General features: G+C 52.8%; 17 protein-coding genes. 3 read left to right on the top strand and 14 right to left on the bottom strand.

Features of this window, described 5'->3' with window-relative positions; translation table 11 throughout:
* Positions 1-345 precede the first annotated feature (345 nt).
* From hemG to pepQ, 4 genes are read right to left on the bottom strand one after another with little or no spacing between them, the layout of a single operon-like run.
* Positions 346-885: a menaquinone-dependent protoporphyrinogen IX dehydrogenase gene (gene hemG / locus ACJY2G_RS17865; protein WP_120162759.1), complete on the bottom strand. Its 540-nt coding sequence runs from the start codon at positions 883-885 to the stop codon at positions 346-348.
* A 22-nt stretch (positions 886-907) separates the two neighbouring features.
* A complete protein-coding gene (trkH, locus tag ACJY2G_RS17870; RefSeq protein ID WP_120162760.1) occupies positions 908-2,359 on the bottom strand; it encodes a Trk system potassium transporter TrkH in 1,452 nt (483 codons plus the stop codon).
* 36 nt (positions 2,360-2,395) lie between these two features.
* Positions 2,396-3,007 carry an IMPACT family protein gene (locus ACJY2G_RS17875; RefSeq protein WP_430320577.1) on the bottom strand — a complete coding sequence of 204 codons (612 nt, stop codon included), beginning with the start codon at positions 3,005-3,007 and terminating at the stop codon, positions 2,396-2,398.
* Positions 3,007-4,338, bottom strand: a complete 1,332-nt coding sequence (gene pepQ, locus ACJY2G_RS17880; RefSeq protein ID WP_439291970.1) for a Xaa-Pro dipeptidase — start codon at positions 4,336-4,338, stop codon at positions 3,007-3,009. Before pepQ ends, ACJY2G_RS17875 begins: the two co-directional genes overlap by 1 nt.
* Positions 4,339-4,526: 188 nt before the next feature.
* Between pepQ and fadB the strand changes: the two genes are divergently transcribed.
* Both fadB and fadA read left to right on the top strand, forming a co-directional pair.
* Complete coding sequence (gene fadB, locus ACJY2G_RS17885) at positions 4,527-6,719, top strand: fatty acid oxidation complex subunit alpha FadB (protein WP_439291971.1); 2,193 nt, start codon at positions 4,527-4,529, stop codon at positions 6,717-6,719.
* Between the two features lie 11 nt (positions 6,720-6,730).
* Positions 6,731-7,894, top strand: coding sequence for an acetyl-CoA C-acyltransferase FadA (fadA, locus tag ACJY2G_RS17890; protein WP_112290960.1), 1,164 nt, complete (start codon positions 6,731-6,733; stop codon positions 7,892-7,894).
* A 135-nt stretch (positions 7,895-8,029) separates the two neighbouring features.
* Here the strand turns inward: fadA and fre are convergent, their stop codons facing one another.
* The 3 genes from fre to pepE all read right to left on the bottom strand — a co-directional run bounded on the left by fre (position 8,030) and on the right by pepE (position 11,187).
* Positions 8,030-8,731: an NAD(P)H-flavin reductase gene (gene fre, locus ACJY2G_RS17895; protein ID WP_113878003.1), complete on the bottom strand. Its 702-nt coding sequence runs from the start codon at positions 8,729-8,731 to the stop codon at positions 8,030-8,032.
* Between the two features lie 48 nt (positions 8,732-8,779).
* Positions 8,780-10,270 (bottom strand): 4-hydroxy-3-polyprenylbenzoate decarboxylase, encoded by a 1,491-nt coding sequence (gene ubiD / locus ACJY2G_RS17900; protein ID WP_112290958.1) that lies wholly within the window; start codon positions 10,268-10,270, stop codon positions 8,780-8,782.
* A 191-nt stretch (positions 10,271-10,461) separates the two neighbouring features.
* On the bottom strand, positions 10,462-11,187 hold the full coding sequence (gene pepE / locus ACJY2G_RS17905; protein WP_430320579.1) for a dipeptidase PepE: 726 nt from the start codon (positions 11,185-11,187) through the stop codon (positions 10,462-10,464).
* Between the two features lie 172 nt (positions 11,188-11,359).
* Here pepE and rfaH point away from each other — a divergent pair, with 172 nt between their 5' ends.
* Complete coding sequence (rfaH, locus tag ACJY2G_RS17910; protein WP_181955594.1) at positions 11,360-11,848, top strand: transcription/translation regulatory transformer protein RfaH; 489 nt, start codon at positions 11,360-11,362, stop codon at positions 11,846-11,848.
* A gap of 60 nt (positions 11,849-11,908) precedes the next feature.
* Here rfaH and tatD read toward each other — a convergent pair whose 3' ends face one another.
* From tatD to ubiE, 7 genes are all read right to left on the bottom strand, one after another.
* Positions 11,909-12,700, bottom strand: a complete 792-nt coding sequence (gene tatD, locus ACJY2G_RS17915) for a 3'-5' ssDNA/RNA exonuclease TatD (protein ID WP_113878005.1) — start codon at positions 12,698-12,700, stop codon at positions 11,909-11,911.
* A gap of 57 nt (positions 12,701-12,757) precedes the next feature.
* Positions 12,758-13,531, bottom strand: a complete 774-nt coding sequence (gene tatC, locus ACJY2G_RS17920) for a Sec-independent protein translocase subunit TatC (RefSeq protein ID WP_120162767.1) — start codon at positions 13,529-13,531, stop codon at positions 12,758-12,760.
* 2 nt (positions 13,532-13,533) lie between these two features.
* Complete coding sequence (gene tatB, locus ACJY2G_RS17925) at positions 13,534-14,181, bottom strand: Sec-independent protein translocase protein TatB (protein WP_120162768.1); 648 nt, start codon at positions 14,179-14,181, stop codon at positions 13,534-13,536.
* A gap of 3 nt (positions 14,182-14,184) precedes the next feature.
* A complete protein-coding gene (tatA, locus tag ACJY2G_RS17930; protein WP_112290973.1) occupies positions 14,185-14,451 on the bottom strand; it encodes a Sec-independent protein translocase subunit TatA in 267 nt (88 codons plus the stop codon).
* Between the two features lie 72 nt (positions 14,452-14,523).
* Positions 14,524-16,155, bottom strand: coding sequence for a ubiquinone biosynthesis regulatory protein kinase UbiB (ubiB, locus tag ACJY2G_RS17935; RefSeq protein WP_112290949.1), 1,632 nt, complete (start codon positions 16,153-16,155; stop codon positions 14,524-14,526).
* Positions 16,152-16,760: a ubiquinone biosynthesis protein UbiJ gene (gene ubiJ / locus ACJY2G_RS17940; RefSeq protein WP_430320607.1), complete on the bottom strand. Its 609-nt coding sequence runs from the start codon at positions 16,758-16,760 to the stop codon at positions 16,152-16,154. The genes ubiB and ubiJ overlap by 4 nt, the downstream gene beginning before the upstream one ends.
* Positions 16,761-16,773: 13 nt before the next feature.
* On the bottom strand, positions 16,774-17,529 hold the full coding sequence (ubiE, locus tag ACJY2G_RS17945) for a bifunctional demethylmenaquinone methyltransferase/2-methoxy-6-polyprenyl-1,4-benzoquinol methylase UbiE (RefSeq protein ID WP_112290948.1): 756 nt from the start codon (positions 17,527-17,529) through the stop codon (positions 16,774-16,776).
* Positions 17,530-17,539 lie beyond the last annotated feature (10 nt).

The following is a 17,539-nucleotide window of genomic DNA, read 5'->3' on the forward strand; positions in this document are numbered from 1 at the left end:
CTGTCAGTAAATATTTTGCCACCGAAGTGGCTGATATCGTCTTGTGAGTGCCCACACAGATTGTCTGATAAATTGTTAAAGAGCGTACGTTGCAAGACTTAACTCAGCAACGTGGGAGGCAGATAATACTCTTTCTCCCTGAAGAGTCAACCATTTTCTTTTACAAGATGCGGTGTTCTCACCGGGTTGAATCTTCCTGACTGGGCGACTTGGTTCTCGTTAGAGGAGTCGTTGTTCCCGGTCAGTGGAGGCGCATTATAGGGAGTTCTCAGAAGGCCGCAACCCCTAATTTCAAAAAACTTTCTGAATGCTTTCTTTTTGGTCTATACGTCTATAAAGCCCGCATTAATGCGATTTTTTATACGATATCTGCCCAAAATCTTCAGCGAATTTAGCCACCTGCTGCCAGTCGGTGTATTCCACTTCTTTTCGCGTATCGGTTTCGCCACCTGTCATACGCATAATAAGTTGGATCATTACCTTATCGAACCAGCGATATCGTGGATAACGCAGCGCACCGGCGAATACTGCGCATATTGCAGGTTTCCACGGCGTGGCCAGCAGGAACTTACGCACATACGCATTAGTTTGCGGAGTCCGCTTCTCTGCTTTACGCGCCGTCAGATTCACACCGAAAAATGCCGAAGGCATCTGGTTCAGCGTCTGCACGTGTTTCTCAACGAATTTATCCAGCACCGGATTGAAATGACCATAACGTATAGAAGCACCGATCATCACCTGGTCATAGTTTTTCAAATCGACGTGTTCGGCATGAACGAGATCGATGACATCGCAGCTGCACTTCTCTTTCAGCTCACTTGCTATATAAGAAGCAATCGCGTGTGTCTGTCCGTCACGACTTGAATAGAGTATCAACGCTTTCATTCTTGTTTCCCTTTCTTAAAACTCATTCGCGCCAGAACGTCGGCGTGAACAGTACCAATAATGTGAACACTTCGAGACGACCAAACAACATGGTGACGATAAGGATCCATTTCGCCACTGAATTCATAGATGCAAAGTTATCGGCCACAACGCCTAATCCCGGCCCCAGGTTATTCAGCGTAGCCGTGACCGCAGCAAAAGCAGAGAAGTTATCTACGCCGGTCGCCACGATCGCCAGCATGCTGATAATGAAAACCAGTGCGTAAGCGGAGAAAAATCCCCACACAGCTTCGATAATACGTTCTGGCAGTGCGCGATTACCGAGTTTGATGGTGTAAACCGCGTTCGGGTGAACCAGCCTTTTCAGCTCGCGTGTTCCCTGTAAATAAAGCAACAGGATGCGGATCACTTTCAGACCGCCGCCGGTGGAACCCGCACAGCCGCCGATAAACGCAGAGCACAATAATAAAAGAGGCAGGAACAACGGCCATTTGGAAATACTGTCCGTGGTATATCCTGCCGTAGTGGCCATTGAGACTACCTGGAAGAATGCCTGATTGAGCGTTTCCAGCGGCGAGCCGTAGGTATTATGGATCCACAGAATCACCGTGCAGATGACGACCAGCGTGAACTGCACGCCGATAAACATGCGAAATTCCGGATCACGCCAGTACACCTTGAGGTTGCGCCCGCTCAGCACTGCGAAATGCAGGCCGTAGTTACAACCGGAAATCAACAGGAATACCGCCACAATGCTATTAATAGTGCCGCTATGGAAATAACCGATGCTGGCGTCGTGCGTCGAGAAACCGCCAATCGCAATCGTCGAGAAACTGTGCCCAATCGCATCAAAGACCGACATCCCCGCGCCCCATAAAGACAAAGCACAGGCAATTGTCAGCAGAACATAGATAAGCCACAGCGTTTTAGCCGTCTCAGCAATACGCGGGCGCATCTTGTTATCTTTCAGCGGCCCCGGCATTTCTGCGCGATATAACTGCATCCCCCCGACGCCCAATATCGGCAGAATTGCCACCGCGAGCACAATGATCCCCATCCCGCCAAACCATTGCAGCATCTGCCGGTAGAAGAGAATCGCCTTCGGCAGGGAGTCCAGCCCGACAAGCGTGGTGGCGCCTGTTGTAGTCAGACCGGAGAAGGATTCGAAGAACGCATCGGTCAGGGAAAGGTTCGGCCGCTCAGAGAACAGGAATGGCAATGCCCCGACGCTGCCCAGCACCGTCCAGAACAGCACCACGATCAGGAAACCTTCGCGCGGCTTGAGCTCACTCTTTTGTTTCCGGTTGGGAAGCCAGAGGAATAGCCCAATCGCCAGGGCGACAAAGAATGTCTGACTGAATGCACGCCCCGCACCATCACGGTAAATTAAAGCGACCAGTCCGGGAATGATCATCGTTCCCGAGAAAAGGATGACAAGCACCCCCACGATGCGTGTTATGGCACGAAAATGCATGCTGGTGCGTTCCTCAGCGAATTAACCATAGAAAATTTAAGAAACCGGACGCAGGATAAGCGTGCCACGGCTGATATCGAATAAGTGACTGACGGTTGCCGGCGCATCCGCGGCGGGTAGCGCCAGTACGAGATCTACCGCAGCGCCAAACTCACTGCGTAAAATATGTCCACCGACTTGCGAAAGCAGGGTTTCCACCAGCTGTAACTGGCTGTAATCACACTGCACCGCGAACTCCACCAGCGGAACTTTTTGCTGCACGACAAGTTGCTTTAATGCCTGCTGAACACCGCCGCCATAGGCTTTCACCAGCCCGCCGGTTCCCAGCATAATGCCACCGTAATAACGTACGACGACGGCGGTAATTTCTCCGATCCCGCTTCCCATCAGCTGACTGAGGATCGGTTTACCTGCTGTGCCCGCAGGTTCCCCGTCATCAGAAAATCCCAGTTGCTGAGAATCATCAGGCGCACCCGCCACAAACGCCCAGCAGTGATGACGCGCTGCGGGGTGCTGGTTTCTGATCTCCTGAATAAAAGCTTTTGCCGCTTCAACTCCCTCAGTTCTCGCCAGCAGGGTGATGAAACGGCTCTTCTTTATTTCTTCGCTGAAACTGACAGGTTCAGCGGGGACGGAATAAGGCTGCATCAGGCCAGCTTCAGATCACGTGTCATGTTCTCGATACGATTATCGTGGATGACAATGTTGTCTTCGATACGAATGCCGCCAAACGGCTTCATTGCGTCGATGCGATCCCAGGCAAAGTGCTTGCTGAACTGCCCTTCCCGCCACGGTAACAGCAACGAATCAATGAAATACAAACCTGGCTCGATAGTCAGCACCATTCCCGGCTCAAGAACACGGGTACAACGCAGATACGGATATTGCGAAGGCGCCGCCAGATGCGTACCGGTGTCGTCCTGCATGAAACCGGCCACATCGTGTACCTGTAATCCCAGCGGATGTCCCAGACCATGCGGCAGGAAAGGCCCGGTCAGATTCTGTTCCACCATAGCGTCTTCACTGATATCAACCACCAGCTTGTGCGCTTTCAATAATTTGGCGATACGGTGATGCATCTGAACATGATAGTCGGTATAGCGCACACCAGCCTTAATCGTATCGATCAGCGCCAGCTCTTCCGTGTTCAGATCTTTGATCAGCGCAGCGAAATCACTGTCCGGTTTTGCGGCATAGGTCCGCGTCAGGTCAGCGGCATAACCGTTATATTCCGCGCCCGCATCCAGCAGGAAGCTGCGCATTTCGGCAGGTGGCTGGTTATCGAGCGTGGTGTAGTGCAGCACGGAAGCGTGTTCATTGAGCGCGACGATGTTGCTGTAAGGCACATCGGTATCACGGTGACCTGTCGCAGTCAGATACGCCAGGTTGATATCGAACTCGCTCATGCCAGAAAGGAACGCTTCTTTCGCCGCAAGATGGCCACTCACCGCGACTTTCTGCGCTTCACGCATACAGGCCAGTTCGTAATCTGTTTTGTAGGCGCGTTGATAATGCAGGTAATCCAGCACCGCTTTCGGGTTCACATTCGCAGCAGGGATACCCATGCTGATCGCGCGATCCTGACTGTAGCCGATATAACCGACACGCTTGAGATCAACCGGCAACTGGCCTTTGATGTCATCGGCATTAGCCAGCGGCGTCAGGGAAATTTCTTTGGTCCAGAAGGACTCCGGCAGCGGTTCATGGCTGTGCCAGTAGTCCACCGGCGAATAGAACCACAGCTTCGGCGCATTCACGCCATCCACCCATAACCAGCAATTAGGCACCTGCGTGACCGGCACCCAGGCTTTGAACTGCGGGTTTACTTTGAACGGATAACTATGATCATCAAGGAAGGTCGTCAGCAATTCACCAGAGTGAATCAGTAACGCATCAAGCTGAGAACGTTGCAGAATTTCACGGGCACGCGTCTGCAGCGTGGCGATATGTTCTTTATAAAGCGTAGTAAGCGATTCCATCCAACTGTCCTTTTTCACCTGAAAGACGATGCAGCATCTTACCACAGCCTCACCGTGACCATAGTCCCGGAAGGTTTGTGATCTTGCCTGCAAATAAAACACATCTCATTTGCAAATTATTAACATAAAAACCACACTCCAAAGCATCTGGTCATACCAGATCATCCCAGATGATTCAGGAGAGACACATGCTCTACCAAGGCGAAACATTACACCTGCACTGGCTCGACGGCGGTATCGCGGAGCTGGTGTTTGATGCTCCAGGCTCGGTTAACAAGCTCGACACCCAAACTGTCGCCAGCCTGGGCGAAGCCATTGCGATACTTGAAAAACAGTCTGACCTGAAAGGTTTGCTGCTCAGTTCAGCCAAACCGGCGTTTATCGTCGGCGCGGATATCACTGAATTTTTATCACTGTTTAATGCGCCAGCCGAAAAACTGCACGAGTGGCTGGATTTCGCTAACAGCATTTTTAACCGGCTGGAAGACCTGCCGGTGCCGACCCTTTCTGCCATCAGTGGTTATGCGCTGGGCGGCGGTTGCGAATGCGTGCTGGCGACGGATTTTCGTATCAGCACCGCCGATGCGCGTATCGGTCTGCCGGAAACCAGCTTAGGCATCATGCCGGGCTTTGGTGGCTCCGTGCGTTTGCCACGCCTGATTGGTACTGACAGTGCGCTGGAAATTATCGCCGCCGGTAAAAACATCAGCGGGAAAGAGGCTCTGAAAGTCGGGCTGGTTGATGCAGTGGTTGAAGCGGATAAACTGCGCGACGCCGGTATCACCATGCTGAAAAATGCCATCGACGGCAAACTGGAATGGCACAGCCGTCGTGACCCGAAACGTCTGCCACTGAAACTCAGCCAGATTGAAGCGACGATGAGTTTCAGCGTGGCCAAAAGTATGGTCATGCAAACTGCCGGCAAACATTATCCGGCACCGATGACCGCAGTAAAAACGATTGAAGCCGCTGCCCGTCTGGGTCGCGACGAAGCTTTGCAGCTGGAAACCGCCAGTTTTGTGCCGCTTGCACAATCGAAAGAAGCGCGCGCACTGGTCAGCATTTTCCTTAACGATCAGTTCGTGAAAGGCAAAGCTAAAAAACTGGCGCAGGACAGCGAAAAACCGAAGCAGGCTGCGGTTTTGGGCGCAGGCATTATGGGCGGCGGGATCGCTTATCAGTCCGCGCTGAAAGGCGTACCGGTAGTGATGAAAGACATCAGCGACCAGTCCCTGACGCTCGGCATGAACGAAGCGGCCAAATTGCTGAACAAGCAGCTTGAGCGCGGCAAACTCGACGGTCTGAAAATGGCCAAAGTACTGTCGACCATTCATCCAACGTTGGATTACAGCGGCATCGAACGTGCTTCCGTCGTCGTTGAAGCTGTAGTAGAAAATCCAAAAATCAAAGCCGCAGTTCTTGCGGAAGCGGAATCCTTACTCATCGCCGATACCATTCTGGCCTCGAATACTTCAACTATTCCTATCGATCAGCTGGCTTCTTCGCTGAAACGTCCGGAAAACTTCTGCGGTATGCACTTCTTTAACCCGGTTCACCGTATGCCGCTGGTTGAAATCGTGCGTGGCGAGAAAACTTCAGACAAAACCATTTCGCGTATCGTTTCTTACGCACTGGCGATGGGCAAAACGCCGATCGTGGTGAACGACTGCCCGGGCTTCTTTGTTAACCGCGTGCTGTTCCCGTATTTCTCCGGCTTCAGTTTGCTGCTGCGAGATGGCGCTGATTTCCGCCAGATCGACAAAGTGATGGAAAAACAGTTCGGCTGGCCAATGGGCCCGGCCTATCTGCTGGACGTGGTCGGCATCGATACCGCTCACCACGCGCAGGCCGTCATGGCCGCCGGTTTCCCGCAACGCATGGCCCGCGATTATCGTGATGCGGTTGATGTCCTGTTCGACAACCGGCGCTTCGGTCAGAAAAACCAGCTCGGCTTCTACCGCTACAGCGAAGACAGCAAAGGCAAACCGCGCAAGGAAGTCGATGAACAGGCGATCAGCCTGCTGGCCGATAACCTGAAACCGGCTCACGCTGACTTCTCACCGCAGGACATCATCGCCCGCATGATGATCCCGATGATTAACGAAGTGGTGCGTTGCTTTGAAGAAGGCATTATTGCCAGCCCTGCTGAAGCCGATATGGCGCTGGTGTACGGCATCGGATTCCCTCCGTTCCACGGCGGGCCGTTCCGTTATCTTGATACCCTCGGCACCGCCGAATATCTGAAAATGACCGAACAGTACGCACATCTGGGGCCGATGTATCAGGCACCGGCAGGGTTACGCGCCAAAGCGCAAACCAATGAAAGTTACTATCCGGTTGCCGCTCCGCTGGAAAATCTCAGCACCGGCAATCAGGCATAAGGACCGAAATCATGGAAAACGTAGTCATTGTTGATGCAGTCCGCACGCCGATGGGTCGTTCGAAAGGCGGCGCATTCCGCCATGTCAGGGCTGAAGATCTCTCCGCACATCTGATGCGCGCCGTGCTGGCCCGCAACCCGGCGCTGAACGCCAAAGATATTGATGATATTTACTGGGGCTGCGTCCAGCAGACGCTGGAACAAGGCTTCAATATTGCCCGTAACGCCTCGCTGCTGGCGGAAATTCCGCACAGCGTGCCGGCGACTACGGTCAACCGCCTGTGCGGATCATCCATGCAGGCTCTGCACGACGCGGCGCGCGCCATTATGGTTGGCGATGCACAAGTTAGCCTGATTGGCGGTGTGGAACACATGGGCCATGTGCCGATGAATCACGGCGTCGATTTTCATCCTGGCCTGAGCAAAACTGTCGCTAAAGCGGCGGGGATGATGGGACTGACCGCGGAAATGCTGGCGAAAATGCACCAGATCAGCCGTGAAATGCAGGATGAATTTGCCGCACGCTCCCATCAGCGCGCGCATGCCGCCACGGTTGCCGGGCATTTTGCCAATGAAATTGTCCCGACAGAAGGCCATAACGCCGAAGGTGTGCTGACCCGTTATGATTTCGACGAAGTGATCCGCCCGGAAACGACGGTCGCCACACTGGCGGCACTGCGTCCGGCGTTCGATCCGGTGAACGGCACCGTCACGGCGGGCACGTCTTCTGCCCTGTCCGACGGTGCGTCAGCGATGCTGCTGATGAGCGAATCCCATGCCAAATCTTTAGGTCTGACAGCCCGCGCCCGCATCCGTGCGATGGCGGTGGTCGGCTGCGATCCGTCGATTATGGGCTACGGTCCGGTACCGGCAACGCGACTGGCATTGAAACGCGCCGGACTGAGCGTGCAGGACATCGGCCTGTTCGAGCTGAACGAAGCTTTTGCAGCACAAGCCTTACCGTGCGTGAAAGATTTGGGACTGCTGGAAACCATGGAAGATCGCGTCAACCTGAACGGCGGCGCCATTGCGCTCGGTCATCCGCTGGGTTGTTCCGGTTCACGCATTTCCACCACGCTGCTGAACCTGATGGAGCGCCGTGACGTACAGTTTGGCGTGGCGACCATGTGCATCGGTTTAGGTCAGGGTATCGCGACCGTTTTCGAACGCGTCTGATTTTCCCTTTCTGCAAAACAAAAAAAGCGGGCATTCAGCCCGCTTTCATCAATGTGTCTTATCCGTTTTAGTTGCCGTTTTCCCGCCTGTCAGGGGCGGGCTTTTTCATCTTTCTCTCCGATCCTTAAATACAAATCAGATGAAAGAGAAGGCATCCCCAAACAGACGATCTTCCTGCGCACCGCGTTCCGCGACAAAACGCTCACGGGCGATTTTAGCCATCTCAAAACGACCGGCGATATAAATATCGTGCTCAGACAGTGAAGAGAAATCCTGTAAAACCGCGCTCAGCACGGTACCGCTTCTGCCCTGCCAGCCCTCTTCCGGCTGTTCAACTACCGGGATCACTTTCAGGTTCGGATGATTAATGCTCATCGCTTCCAGCTCACCAAGATCGTACAGATGCTTCAGTTCACGCCCGCCCCAGTAAATGGAGATATCGCGGTGCGGTTGCTGCTCAAGTGCGGTGATAAGAATCGAACGGACGTAGGAGAAGCCGGTGCCACCGGCAATCAGCACCAGAGGACGCTCGCCGTCTTCACGCAGCCAGGCATCGCCGTGCGGAATATCGACGGTGATCGCCTGCTCTTTCAGAATGCGATCCATAACCGCCATCGCGTACAGATTCAGTTCCGACGCGCCGATGTGCAGCTCAATCACATTGTGTTGCGCAGGCGTGGAGGCCAGTGAGAACGGGCGCTTATCGCGCTCATCCATTACCACCATCAGATACTGACCCGCGCGGAACGAGAAAGGCGCTTCCGGAACCAAGCGGACGCGATACACCGTATCCGTTATCGCCTCAACCGAGGTCACTTTACAGCTCAATGTTGTCATGCGTTCCCTCTGTGGGTCATCAAAGCAAAGCGTAGGACAAAGATTCGATTATTTTTTCGCATCGTCTTTATCATTAAGAATAGCGAGTTCATCCCAAATAGCGTCGATACGCGCGGTGACTTCCGGATCTTTCACAATCGGACGTCCCCACTCACGCTGCGTTTCACCCGGCCATTTGTTGGTCGCATCCATCCCCATTTTTGAGCCAAGCCCCGAAACTGGAGAGGCAAAATCGAGATAATCAATCGGCGTGTTTTCTACCAGAACCGTATCCCGTGCAGGATCCATACGGGTAGTAATCGCCCAAATCACGTCGTTCCAGTCGCGGGCATTCACATCGTCGTCACACACAATCACGAACTTGGTGTACATGAACTGACGCAGGAATGACCAGACGCCCATCATCACGCGTTTCGCATGACCGGCGTATTGCTTCTTCATGGTAACGACAGCCAGACGGTAGGAGCAACCCTCAGGCGGCAGATAGAAGTCCACAATTTCCGGAAACTGCTTTTTCAGGATTGGCACAAACACTTCATTCAACGCCACACCCAGAACCGCAGGTTCATCCGGCGGACGGCCGGTGTAGGTCGAATGATAGATAGCGTCTTTCCGCTGCGTCATGTGCGTAATGGTGAATACCGGGAAACTGTCTACTTCATTATAGTAGCCGGTATGGTCACCATAAGGGCCTTCCGGAGCCATTTCGCCCGGTTCAATATACCCTTCGAGCACAATCTCAGCGCTGGCCGGCACTTCCAGATCGTTAGAAATACACTTCACGACTTCGGTTTTATTGCCGCGCAACAAACCCGCGAAGGCATATTCAGACAGCGTATCGGGAACCGGTGTCACGGCACCAAGAATCGTTGCCGGATCGGCACCCAGCGCCACCGAAACAGGAAAACGCTGCCCCGGGTTTTGCTGGCACCATTCCTGGAAATCCAGCGCGCCGCCGCGATGGGATAACCAGCGCATAATCACTTTGTTTTTGCCCAGCACCTGCTGGCGGTAAATGCCCAGATTCTGGCGAGGTTTATTCGGACCGCGGGTGACGGTCAGACCCCAGGTGATCAGCGGTGCGGCGTCTTCCGGCCAGCACTGCATCACAGGGATCTTAGTGATATCAACGGCATCGCCTTCCCAAATCTGTTCCTGACAAGGTGCAGAATGCAGCACTTTGGTCGGCATATTCAGCACTTGTTTAAACTTCGGCGCTTTGTCGAATAAATCACGAAAACCGCGCGGCGGCTCAGGTTCCTTCAGAAACGCCAGCAATTCACCGACTTCACGCAACGCACTGACATCTTCTTTACCCATGCCCATCGCCACACGCTGCGGTGTGCCGAATAAATTGCACAGGACCGGCATGTCATAGCCCTTTGGATTTTCGAACAACAGAGCCGGGCCGCCGGCACGCAAGGTGCGATCGGCAATCTCGGTCATTTCCAGATAAGGGTCGACAGACTGGCTAATGCGTTTCAGCTGGCCTCTCTTTTCGAGTAACGAGAGGAAGTCACGTAAATCACGGTATTTCATGCTAATTCTGAGTCGCCGGGTTGAAGGAGGGCATTATAGAGCCTCTCCGGGGTTGTTGCTGCTTTTTTGTTATCAGCAGGTTTCTTTTTAGTAAGACTCTTACCCTAAGTAAACGCCGATAACGAAAAAGCAGTATAACCGTCAGTCCCGATATTTCTGGTCTGACGGTGCGGATTAGATCTGTGCAAAAATTACTGGCAGTTAAAAGGTACCAGAGGTTGGATCGCATGAGTATCCTGATATTCCTGCGTTTCCTGCCCATGACGGAACACTTTGAAACCCTGCTCTTTGGCACTGAAGTAACTCAGATCGTTACCGGACACCTGCAGCAAACTGCCTTCACGCAACGCAATCACCGATTCAGACGGATTAACCGCGCAGAACTCGGCGATACGCTCATCACGCGTTTCACCCATGTGACCACTCAGATGCGCATCAATATAATGCGGATTAATTTGCACCGGGAACAGGTTCAGCGCAGGCAGTACGACTGAATTGCGCACCGGCATATCATTGGTGGTACGAATGCTTGGCGTCGCAACATTACAACCCGCGCTCCAGCCGACATACGGCACATTGCGCTCACGCACCGCGCGCTGAATTGGCACGATCAGGCTGTTTTCATGCAGCATCTGATTGAGCATCCAGGTATTCCCGCCACTGATAAGAATACACTCTGCGCTGGCAATCGCCTCAGCCGGGCTTGCTGCGTGATGAATACTGCTGACCTGAATACCCAGCGCATCTGAAAGTTCTTTCGCACGCGCGTCATAATCACTGCGGATCAGGGCGTAAGGGATCAGGACAGCAGAAGTAATTTTGCGGGCCTGTAACATGGCCTGGATGCGCGCTTTCGCGTAGCCCAGTAACTCAGATTCGCCTGAAAGCTTACCGTTACTCAGTAAGAACAACTCCATGAGACTTCTCCTGATAAAATAAGACTAATAGAGGGGATAAGAAGGTGCATTCCTTCGATAATAAAAGATAACGGGTCGACAATCAGCAAACGTATGCAAAGACTTGCACTGTCTGTATCTCGTGAGCGGCTTTTGGTATGCTGCCCCGCTCGACGCTTTAATGTGGGAACCTATGGAATCCTGGTATTTACTCTATTGCAAACGTGGTCAGCTTCTGCGCGCCAAGGAACATCTTGAACGCCAGCAGGTAAACTGCCTGACACCAATGATCACACTGGAAAAGCTGGTGCGTGGACGCCGTACGGCGGTCAGCGAGCCCCTGTTTCCAAATTACATGTTCATTGAGTTTGACCCTGAGCGGATCCATACCACGACGATCAACGCAACGCGTGGCGTCAGTCACTTCATCCGCTTTGGCGCAAAGCTGGCAACTGTTCAGCCGGACGTGATCAAACAACTGATGGAGCCGCCGACGATTGAAGTTCGCGATCCTGATACACCGTATGAAGGCGATCCGGTTGTCATCACTGACGGTATTTTCGCCGGAATCGAAGCCATTTATACCGAGCCGGATGGCGAGGCCCGTTCGCTGCTGATGCTCAACCTGATCAATCAGCCGGTTCGCCAGAGCATTGAAAATACCCACTTCCAGAAACTCTGACCGGTATTTTCGACACATCAGAACTCAAAAGGCACCTTCTGCGGTGCCTTTTTCATGGATTCAGCGACGCTCCGGTAACGCAAACAGCTTACGCGCATTGGCATCGGTGATATCCGCCAGCCATTGCGGATCTTCACCCCGCCACAGTGCCACCTGATTCACGATATGCGGCAGGAAAGCCGGTTCGTTGCGACGGTTCTTTGGTTTGTTCTCCATATCCCGCGGCAGTAAATACGGCGCATCCGTTTCAAGCATCAGCCTTTCAGCCGGGATCAGCGGCAACATTTCACGCAGCTCCAGTCCGCGACGCTCGTCGCACACCCAGCCGGTAATTCCAATCGACAGACCAAGGGACAAATACAACTCAAGCTCCTGGCGGGTGCCGGTAAAACAATGCACAACGCCACCCGGCAAATCTGCCAGCCAGGGTTTCAGCAATGCGGCAAAACGCTCACCGGCGTCGCGACAATGCAAAAACACCGGCAACTGTAACTCTTTCGCCAGTGCCAGTTGCGCCGTAAAAGCCGCTTCCTGAAGGTCAGCTGGCGAAAAGTTGCGATTGAAATCCAGCCCGCACTCACCGATGGCGACGACGTTGGGCAATTCAGCCAGCTGACGAATGTTTGCAGCAACCTGCTCGTTCCAGTCGCTGGCCTGATGCGGATGTACACCTGCCGTCGACCAGCAGAAGTCCGGATGCTCTGCCGCCATCATCTGCGCTTCGATACTCTCCTGCGCAGAGGTACCGGTGATCAACATGCCGCTCAGCCCGGCGGTCCGGGCTCTTTCCACCACCTGCGGCCGGTCTTTGTCAAACTGGCTGCTGGTGAGGTTTATACCGATTTCAAACATGGGAAGTCCTGAAACAGAAACCGCCCAACAGGGCGGTTTTTTAGAGCAGAATAAGGATTATGCAGGCCGATCCGGATCGGTATCAGACTCTGTATCGACATCAGACCGGCGGCGTGCTCCGACGTAGAAACGGGCAAAGAACACCCCGATTTCAAACAGCAGATACATCGGAATTGCCAGCAGCGTTTGCGAGAACACATCCGGCGGCGTTAACAACATGCCCACCACAAATGCCCCAACCAGGACATACGGACGTTTCTTTTTCAGGTCTTCCGGCGTGGTCACGCCACTCCAGCAGAGCAGCACAATCGCGATAGGCACTTCGAAAGACACACCAAAGGCCATAAACAACGCCATCACGAAATCGAGATAGTTGTTAATGTCGGTAGCAATCTGTACGCCAACCGGCGCGGTTTTCGCAAAGAAAGCAAACGCCAGCGGGAACACCACGAAATAGGCAAATGCCACGCCCAGATAGAATAACGCAGAGCTTGAGAACAGCAGCGGCATCATCAGACGTCGTTCATGTTTGTACAGCGCCGGCGCCACAAACGCCCAGACCTGATACAAAATGAACGGCGCGGATAAGAACACCGACACGATCATCGTCAGTTTAATTGGCGTAAAGAACGGTGATGCGACATCGGTCGCAATCATGCTCGCGCCCATCGGCATCTGCTTAATCAGCGGTGAGGCCACCAGCTGATAGATGTCATTCGCAAAATAAACCAGCGCTAAAAACACCACCAGAATGCAGATAATGGCATTCAGCAGGCGCTTGCGCAGTTCAATCAGATGACTGATCAGTGGTTGAGTATCTTCAACTGCCATGTTTAACGGTCACCTGTCGTTTGAGTTGATGAAGCCGGTTTGACGGGTGCGGCAGTTTCAGCAACAGGGGCTTCATCCACAGCAGCTTTCGTCAACGGTGCAACCTCAACAGAAGTGTCAGGCACCGGTTCCGTTGGTGTCATCAATGGCTGAGCAGCATGAGCGGATTTATTCGATGCGAGTGCAGCATCAACAGCGCTTTGAGGCGCACCTGCCGGAGCAGAAACCACTTTGTCTGCCGTTGCCGGAGAAACACCCGCGTCATGATGCGCTTCCGCTTCATCCAGAACCGGATTATGAATGGTATTGCCTTCAGCTTTGGCTTCTTCCACCGCCTTCTCCGCAGGGTTAAGCCCTGAATTGATCGACTTTTTCATGGATTCTGCCGCTTCTTTCAATTCGTCCATAGACGCTTTGATTTCAGGCGTTAAATTCTTCAGACCGGACTCTTCCGCTTTCTTCAGGCTATCCTGCAGCTCCTGAAGTTTCAGCTCCTGCGATAATTCGCTTTGAACTGAAGCGGCCATTGCACGAAGCGTACGGATCCAGCCTGCTACTGTTCTCACTGCTACAGGTAAACGCTCCGGCCCGAGAACAACCAGGCCAATCACCAATACCAGCAGCAGTTCACTAAATCCAATATCGAACACGGCTTATACCTGCTCTTTGTTTTGGCTCTTGGTGTCTTCTGCTTTCGCTTCCGGCTTGATCTCAACAGACTTTGCCGTGAAATCAGCATCAGTTGGAGAAATGTCAGCGTCTTTAGTTTTTGGCTGAGTATCGTCATCGCTCATGGCTTTTTTGAAGCCTTTGATGGACGCGCCCAGATCAGAACCCAGACCACGCAGTTTCTTCGTACCGAACAGCAGTACCACAAGAACAACGAGAATCAGGATTTTTGTAATACTAATACCACCCATTTTTTTCACCTCAATAGGAAGGAACGACATTCATTGCCGTTCGCAAACGGCATTCAATTTAAAACAATATGATTAGCTGGCGCGCTTCCATCCGATCAACCAGGAAACAGCACCGGCAGCCATCAGGCAGGCTGGATAAATCTTCACGTCGCCCAACAGCAAAAGGGTTCCGCTTAACAACAGCGTCGCACCTATTCCCAGAAGATAACGAGACTGACCCTGACGGGAACTCTGGTTATGGATCTGCGAGGAAAGCTTCTCAATGTTGTATTGCAACAGCTTGTGCTGATGCAGACTCTGATACACCAAATCCGGCAACTCAGGCATTTTCTCGAGCCAGAACGGCGCACGCTCTTTCAGTGCGCGGATCATCGCCGGTAAACCGACCTGATCGCGTACCCAGCTTTCGAGGAACGGCTTTGCCGTGGTCCACAAATCCAGCTGAGGATAAAGCTGACGCCCGAGGCCTTCGACATACAACAGTGTTTTTTGCAGCAACACCAGCTGAGGCTGGACTTCCATATTAAAGCGCCGCGCCGTGTTAAACAGGTTTAACAATACGTTGCCAAAGGAAATCTCTGCCAGTGGTTTCTCAAAAATCGGTTCGCAGACCGTACGGATAGCAAATTCGAATTCTTCAACGTTGGTATCGCGGGGAACCCAGCCGGAATCGACATGCAGCTCAGCCACTTTGCGATAATCGCGGTTAAAGAACGCGATGAAGTTCTCCGCCAGATAGCGCTTGTCTTCCTTATTGAGCGAACCCACTATGCCGCAATCGATCCCTATGTAGCAAGGGTCTTCCGGCGTTTCGTAGCTGACGAAAATATTGCCCGGATGCATATCGGCATGGAAAAAACTGTCGCGGAAAACCTGTGTGAAGAACACCTGCACACCACGCTCTGCCAGCAATTTCATATTGGTGCCCTGTTTTTTCAGTGCCTCAATATCAGAAACCGGAATGCCGTAAATGCGCTCCATCACCATCAGTCGTTCGCTGCAGTAGTCCGGATACACTTCCGGCACATACAGCATCGGACTACCTTCAAAGTTACGACGAAGCTGAATCGCATTTGCTGCTTCACGTAACAGATTCAGTTCATCGAGCAAGGTTTTCTCATACTCGCGTACCACTTCACGCGGGCGCAAACGGCGACCATCGGGTAGCAGAATCGGCAGCCAGCTTGCAAGGCGAGACATCAGGCGGATGTCCGCCACAATGGTCGGCAAAATATCCGGGCGGATAACCTTGAGTACGACTGGCTTGCCGTTTTCCTTGAGGATTGCCGTATGAACCTGTGCAATCGAGGCAGAAGCCAGCGGAGTCTGATCGAACTCATCAAACCAGGTTTCCAGCGGACCACCAAGTGCAGCATCGATTTGCTGACGCGCTTTTGCGCCATCAAACGGCGGGACATGGTCCTGCAGCAGAGCGAGTTGATCGGCAATATGCGGAGGGAAAAGATCGCGGCGCGTGGACATCATCTGACCAAACTTGATCCAAACCGGCCCAAGTTGTTCCAGCGCCAGACGCATGCGCTCGCCCAACGGCTTATCTTTGTGACGATGAGGTAACCAGAAAAAAAGATAACGGCCCATTCGCAGCGGCAGCGTTAAGCGGATTTTAGGGATCAGTTCGTCAAGGCCGTAGATAAGAAACATGCGGATAATCAGGTATAAACGTCGCATTTCCCTAGGCGTCACGGTTTGCCCTCCAGTTTTTCGATACGTTTATCCAGCGCATCAAGTTCATGCTTCAGTGCAGTGACTTCATCGCTAAACCAGACGACTTCCAGCGGACCGGGTGCCATTTTCCACTCCTCGGTCAGCGTCTGCGCCACATAACTTTGCTGGTGCTTCAGGCTTTTTTGCAGAAAATTAAAGCCGCCCTGAACCGCCTGACTTAACCCCTGTGCGGCGATATCACCGATATAGGGCGCCAGAAATTCTGCGGGCTCAAATTCCGCCATATCCAGCAACGCAGAGAACTGCTGAACCACGGAAATATCCCCGTCGACCACCAGTTCGCCACTGCGCATCATCGGTGACAGCTGCTGGCGATCCCGTAATTTGCGCAGAGATGAAATCCGGGAAGTGACGGTGCAATCGGCCGCGCCGTCCCATTGTCCGAGGACATCGATTTTTTGCTCGCTGAAAACAAAGGTCAGCGGTGAGCTCAGTTCCTGCAACTCAACACGTAAAACTTTACCTGCCAGACGCGTGCGCGCCGCCTTCATGCTGCGATCTTTGAAAAGCAGAAAATTGAGCGGCGTCTCGATAGCGGCAGTCAGCAACGGCGTTAACAACATCGGCATACTCATATCAGAATTTAAAACCCCGATGCAGTGCGACAATGCCACCCGTCAGATTGTGATACGTCACATTTTCAAAACCAGCATCGCCCATCATGCCCTTCAGGGTTTCCTGATCAGGGTGCATACGGATAGATTCGGCCAGGTAGCGGTAGCTCTCAGCATCCTGCGCAACCAGCTCGCCAATGCGCGGCAGAATGTGGAAGGAATAGGTATCGTAGGCTTTGCTCAAAGGCTTGAGGACAGGTTTGGAGAATTCCAGAACCAGTAAACGACCGCCCGGCTTAAGCACGCGGAACATTGAACGCAGCGCTTTTTCTTTTTCGGTAACGTTACGCAGACCGAAGGAAATCGTGATGCAGTCAAAATAGTTATCAGGGAAAGGCAGGGCTTCGGCGTTCGCCTGTACGTAGCTGACGTTACCGACAATGCCGAGATTGCGCAGCTTTTCGCGGCCCATTTTCAACATGGAATCATTGATATCGGCCAGCACAACTTCGCCTTTCTCACCCACCAGACGGGAGAATTTAGCGGTCAGGTCACCCGTACCACCAGCCAGATCCAGTACACGATGTCCCTGACGGACACCGCTGCAATCAATCGTGAAGCGCTTCCAGATACGATGAATACCGAAAGACATCAGGTCATTCATCAAATCATATTTTGCCGCAACGGAATGGAAGACTTCTGCCACCATTTCCTGTTTTTCATCTTTGGCTACTGTACGAAAACCAAAATGAGTGGTTTCCTGCGTCTGCTTTTCCATTTTATATGCC

The organism is Rahnella sp. ATs2 (assembly GCF_051851855.1).
GTDB classification, from domain to species: Bacteria; Pseudomonadota; Gammaproteobacteria; order Enterobacterales; family Enterobacteriaceae; genus Rahnella; species Rahnella variigena.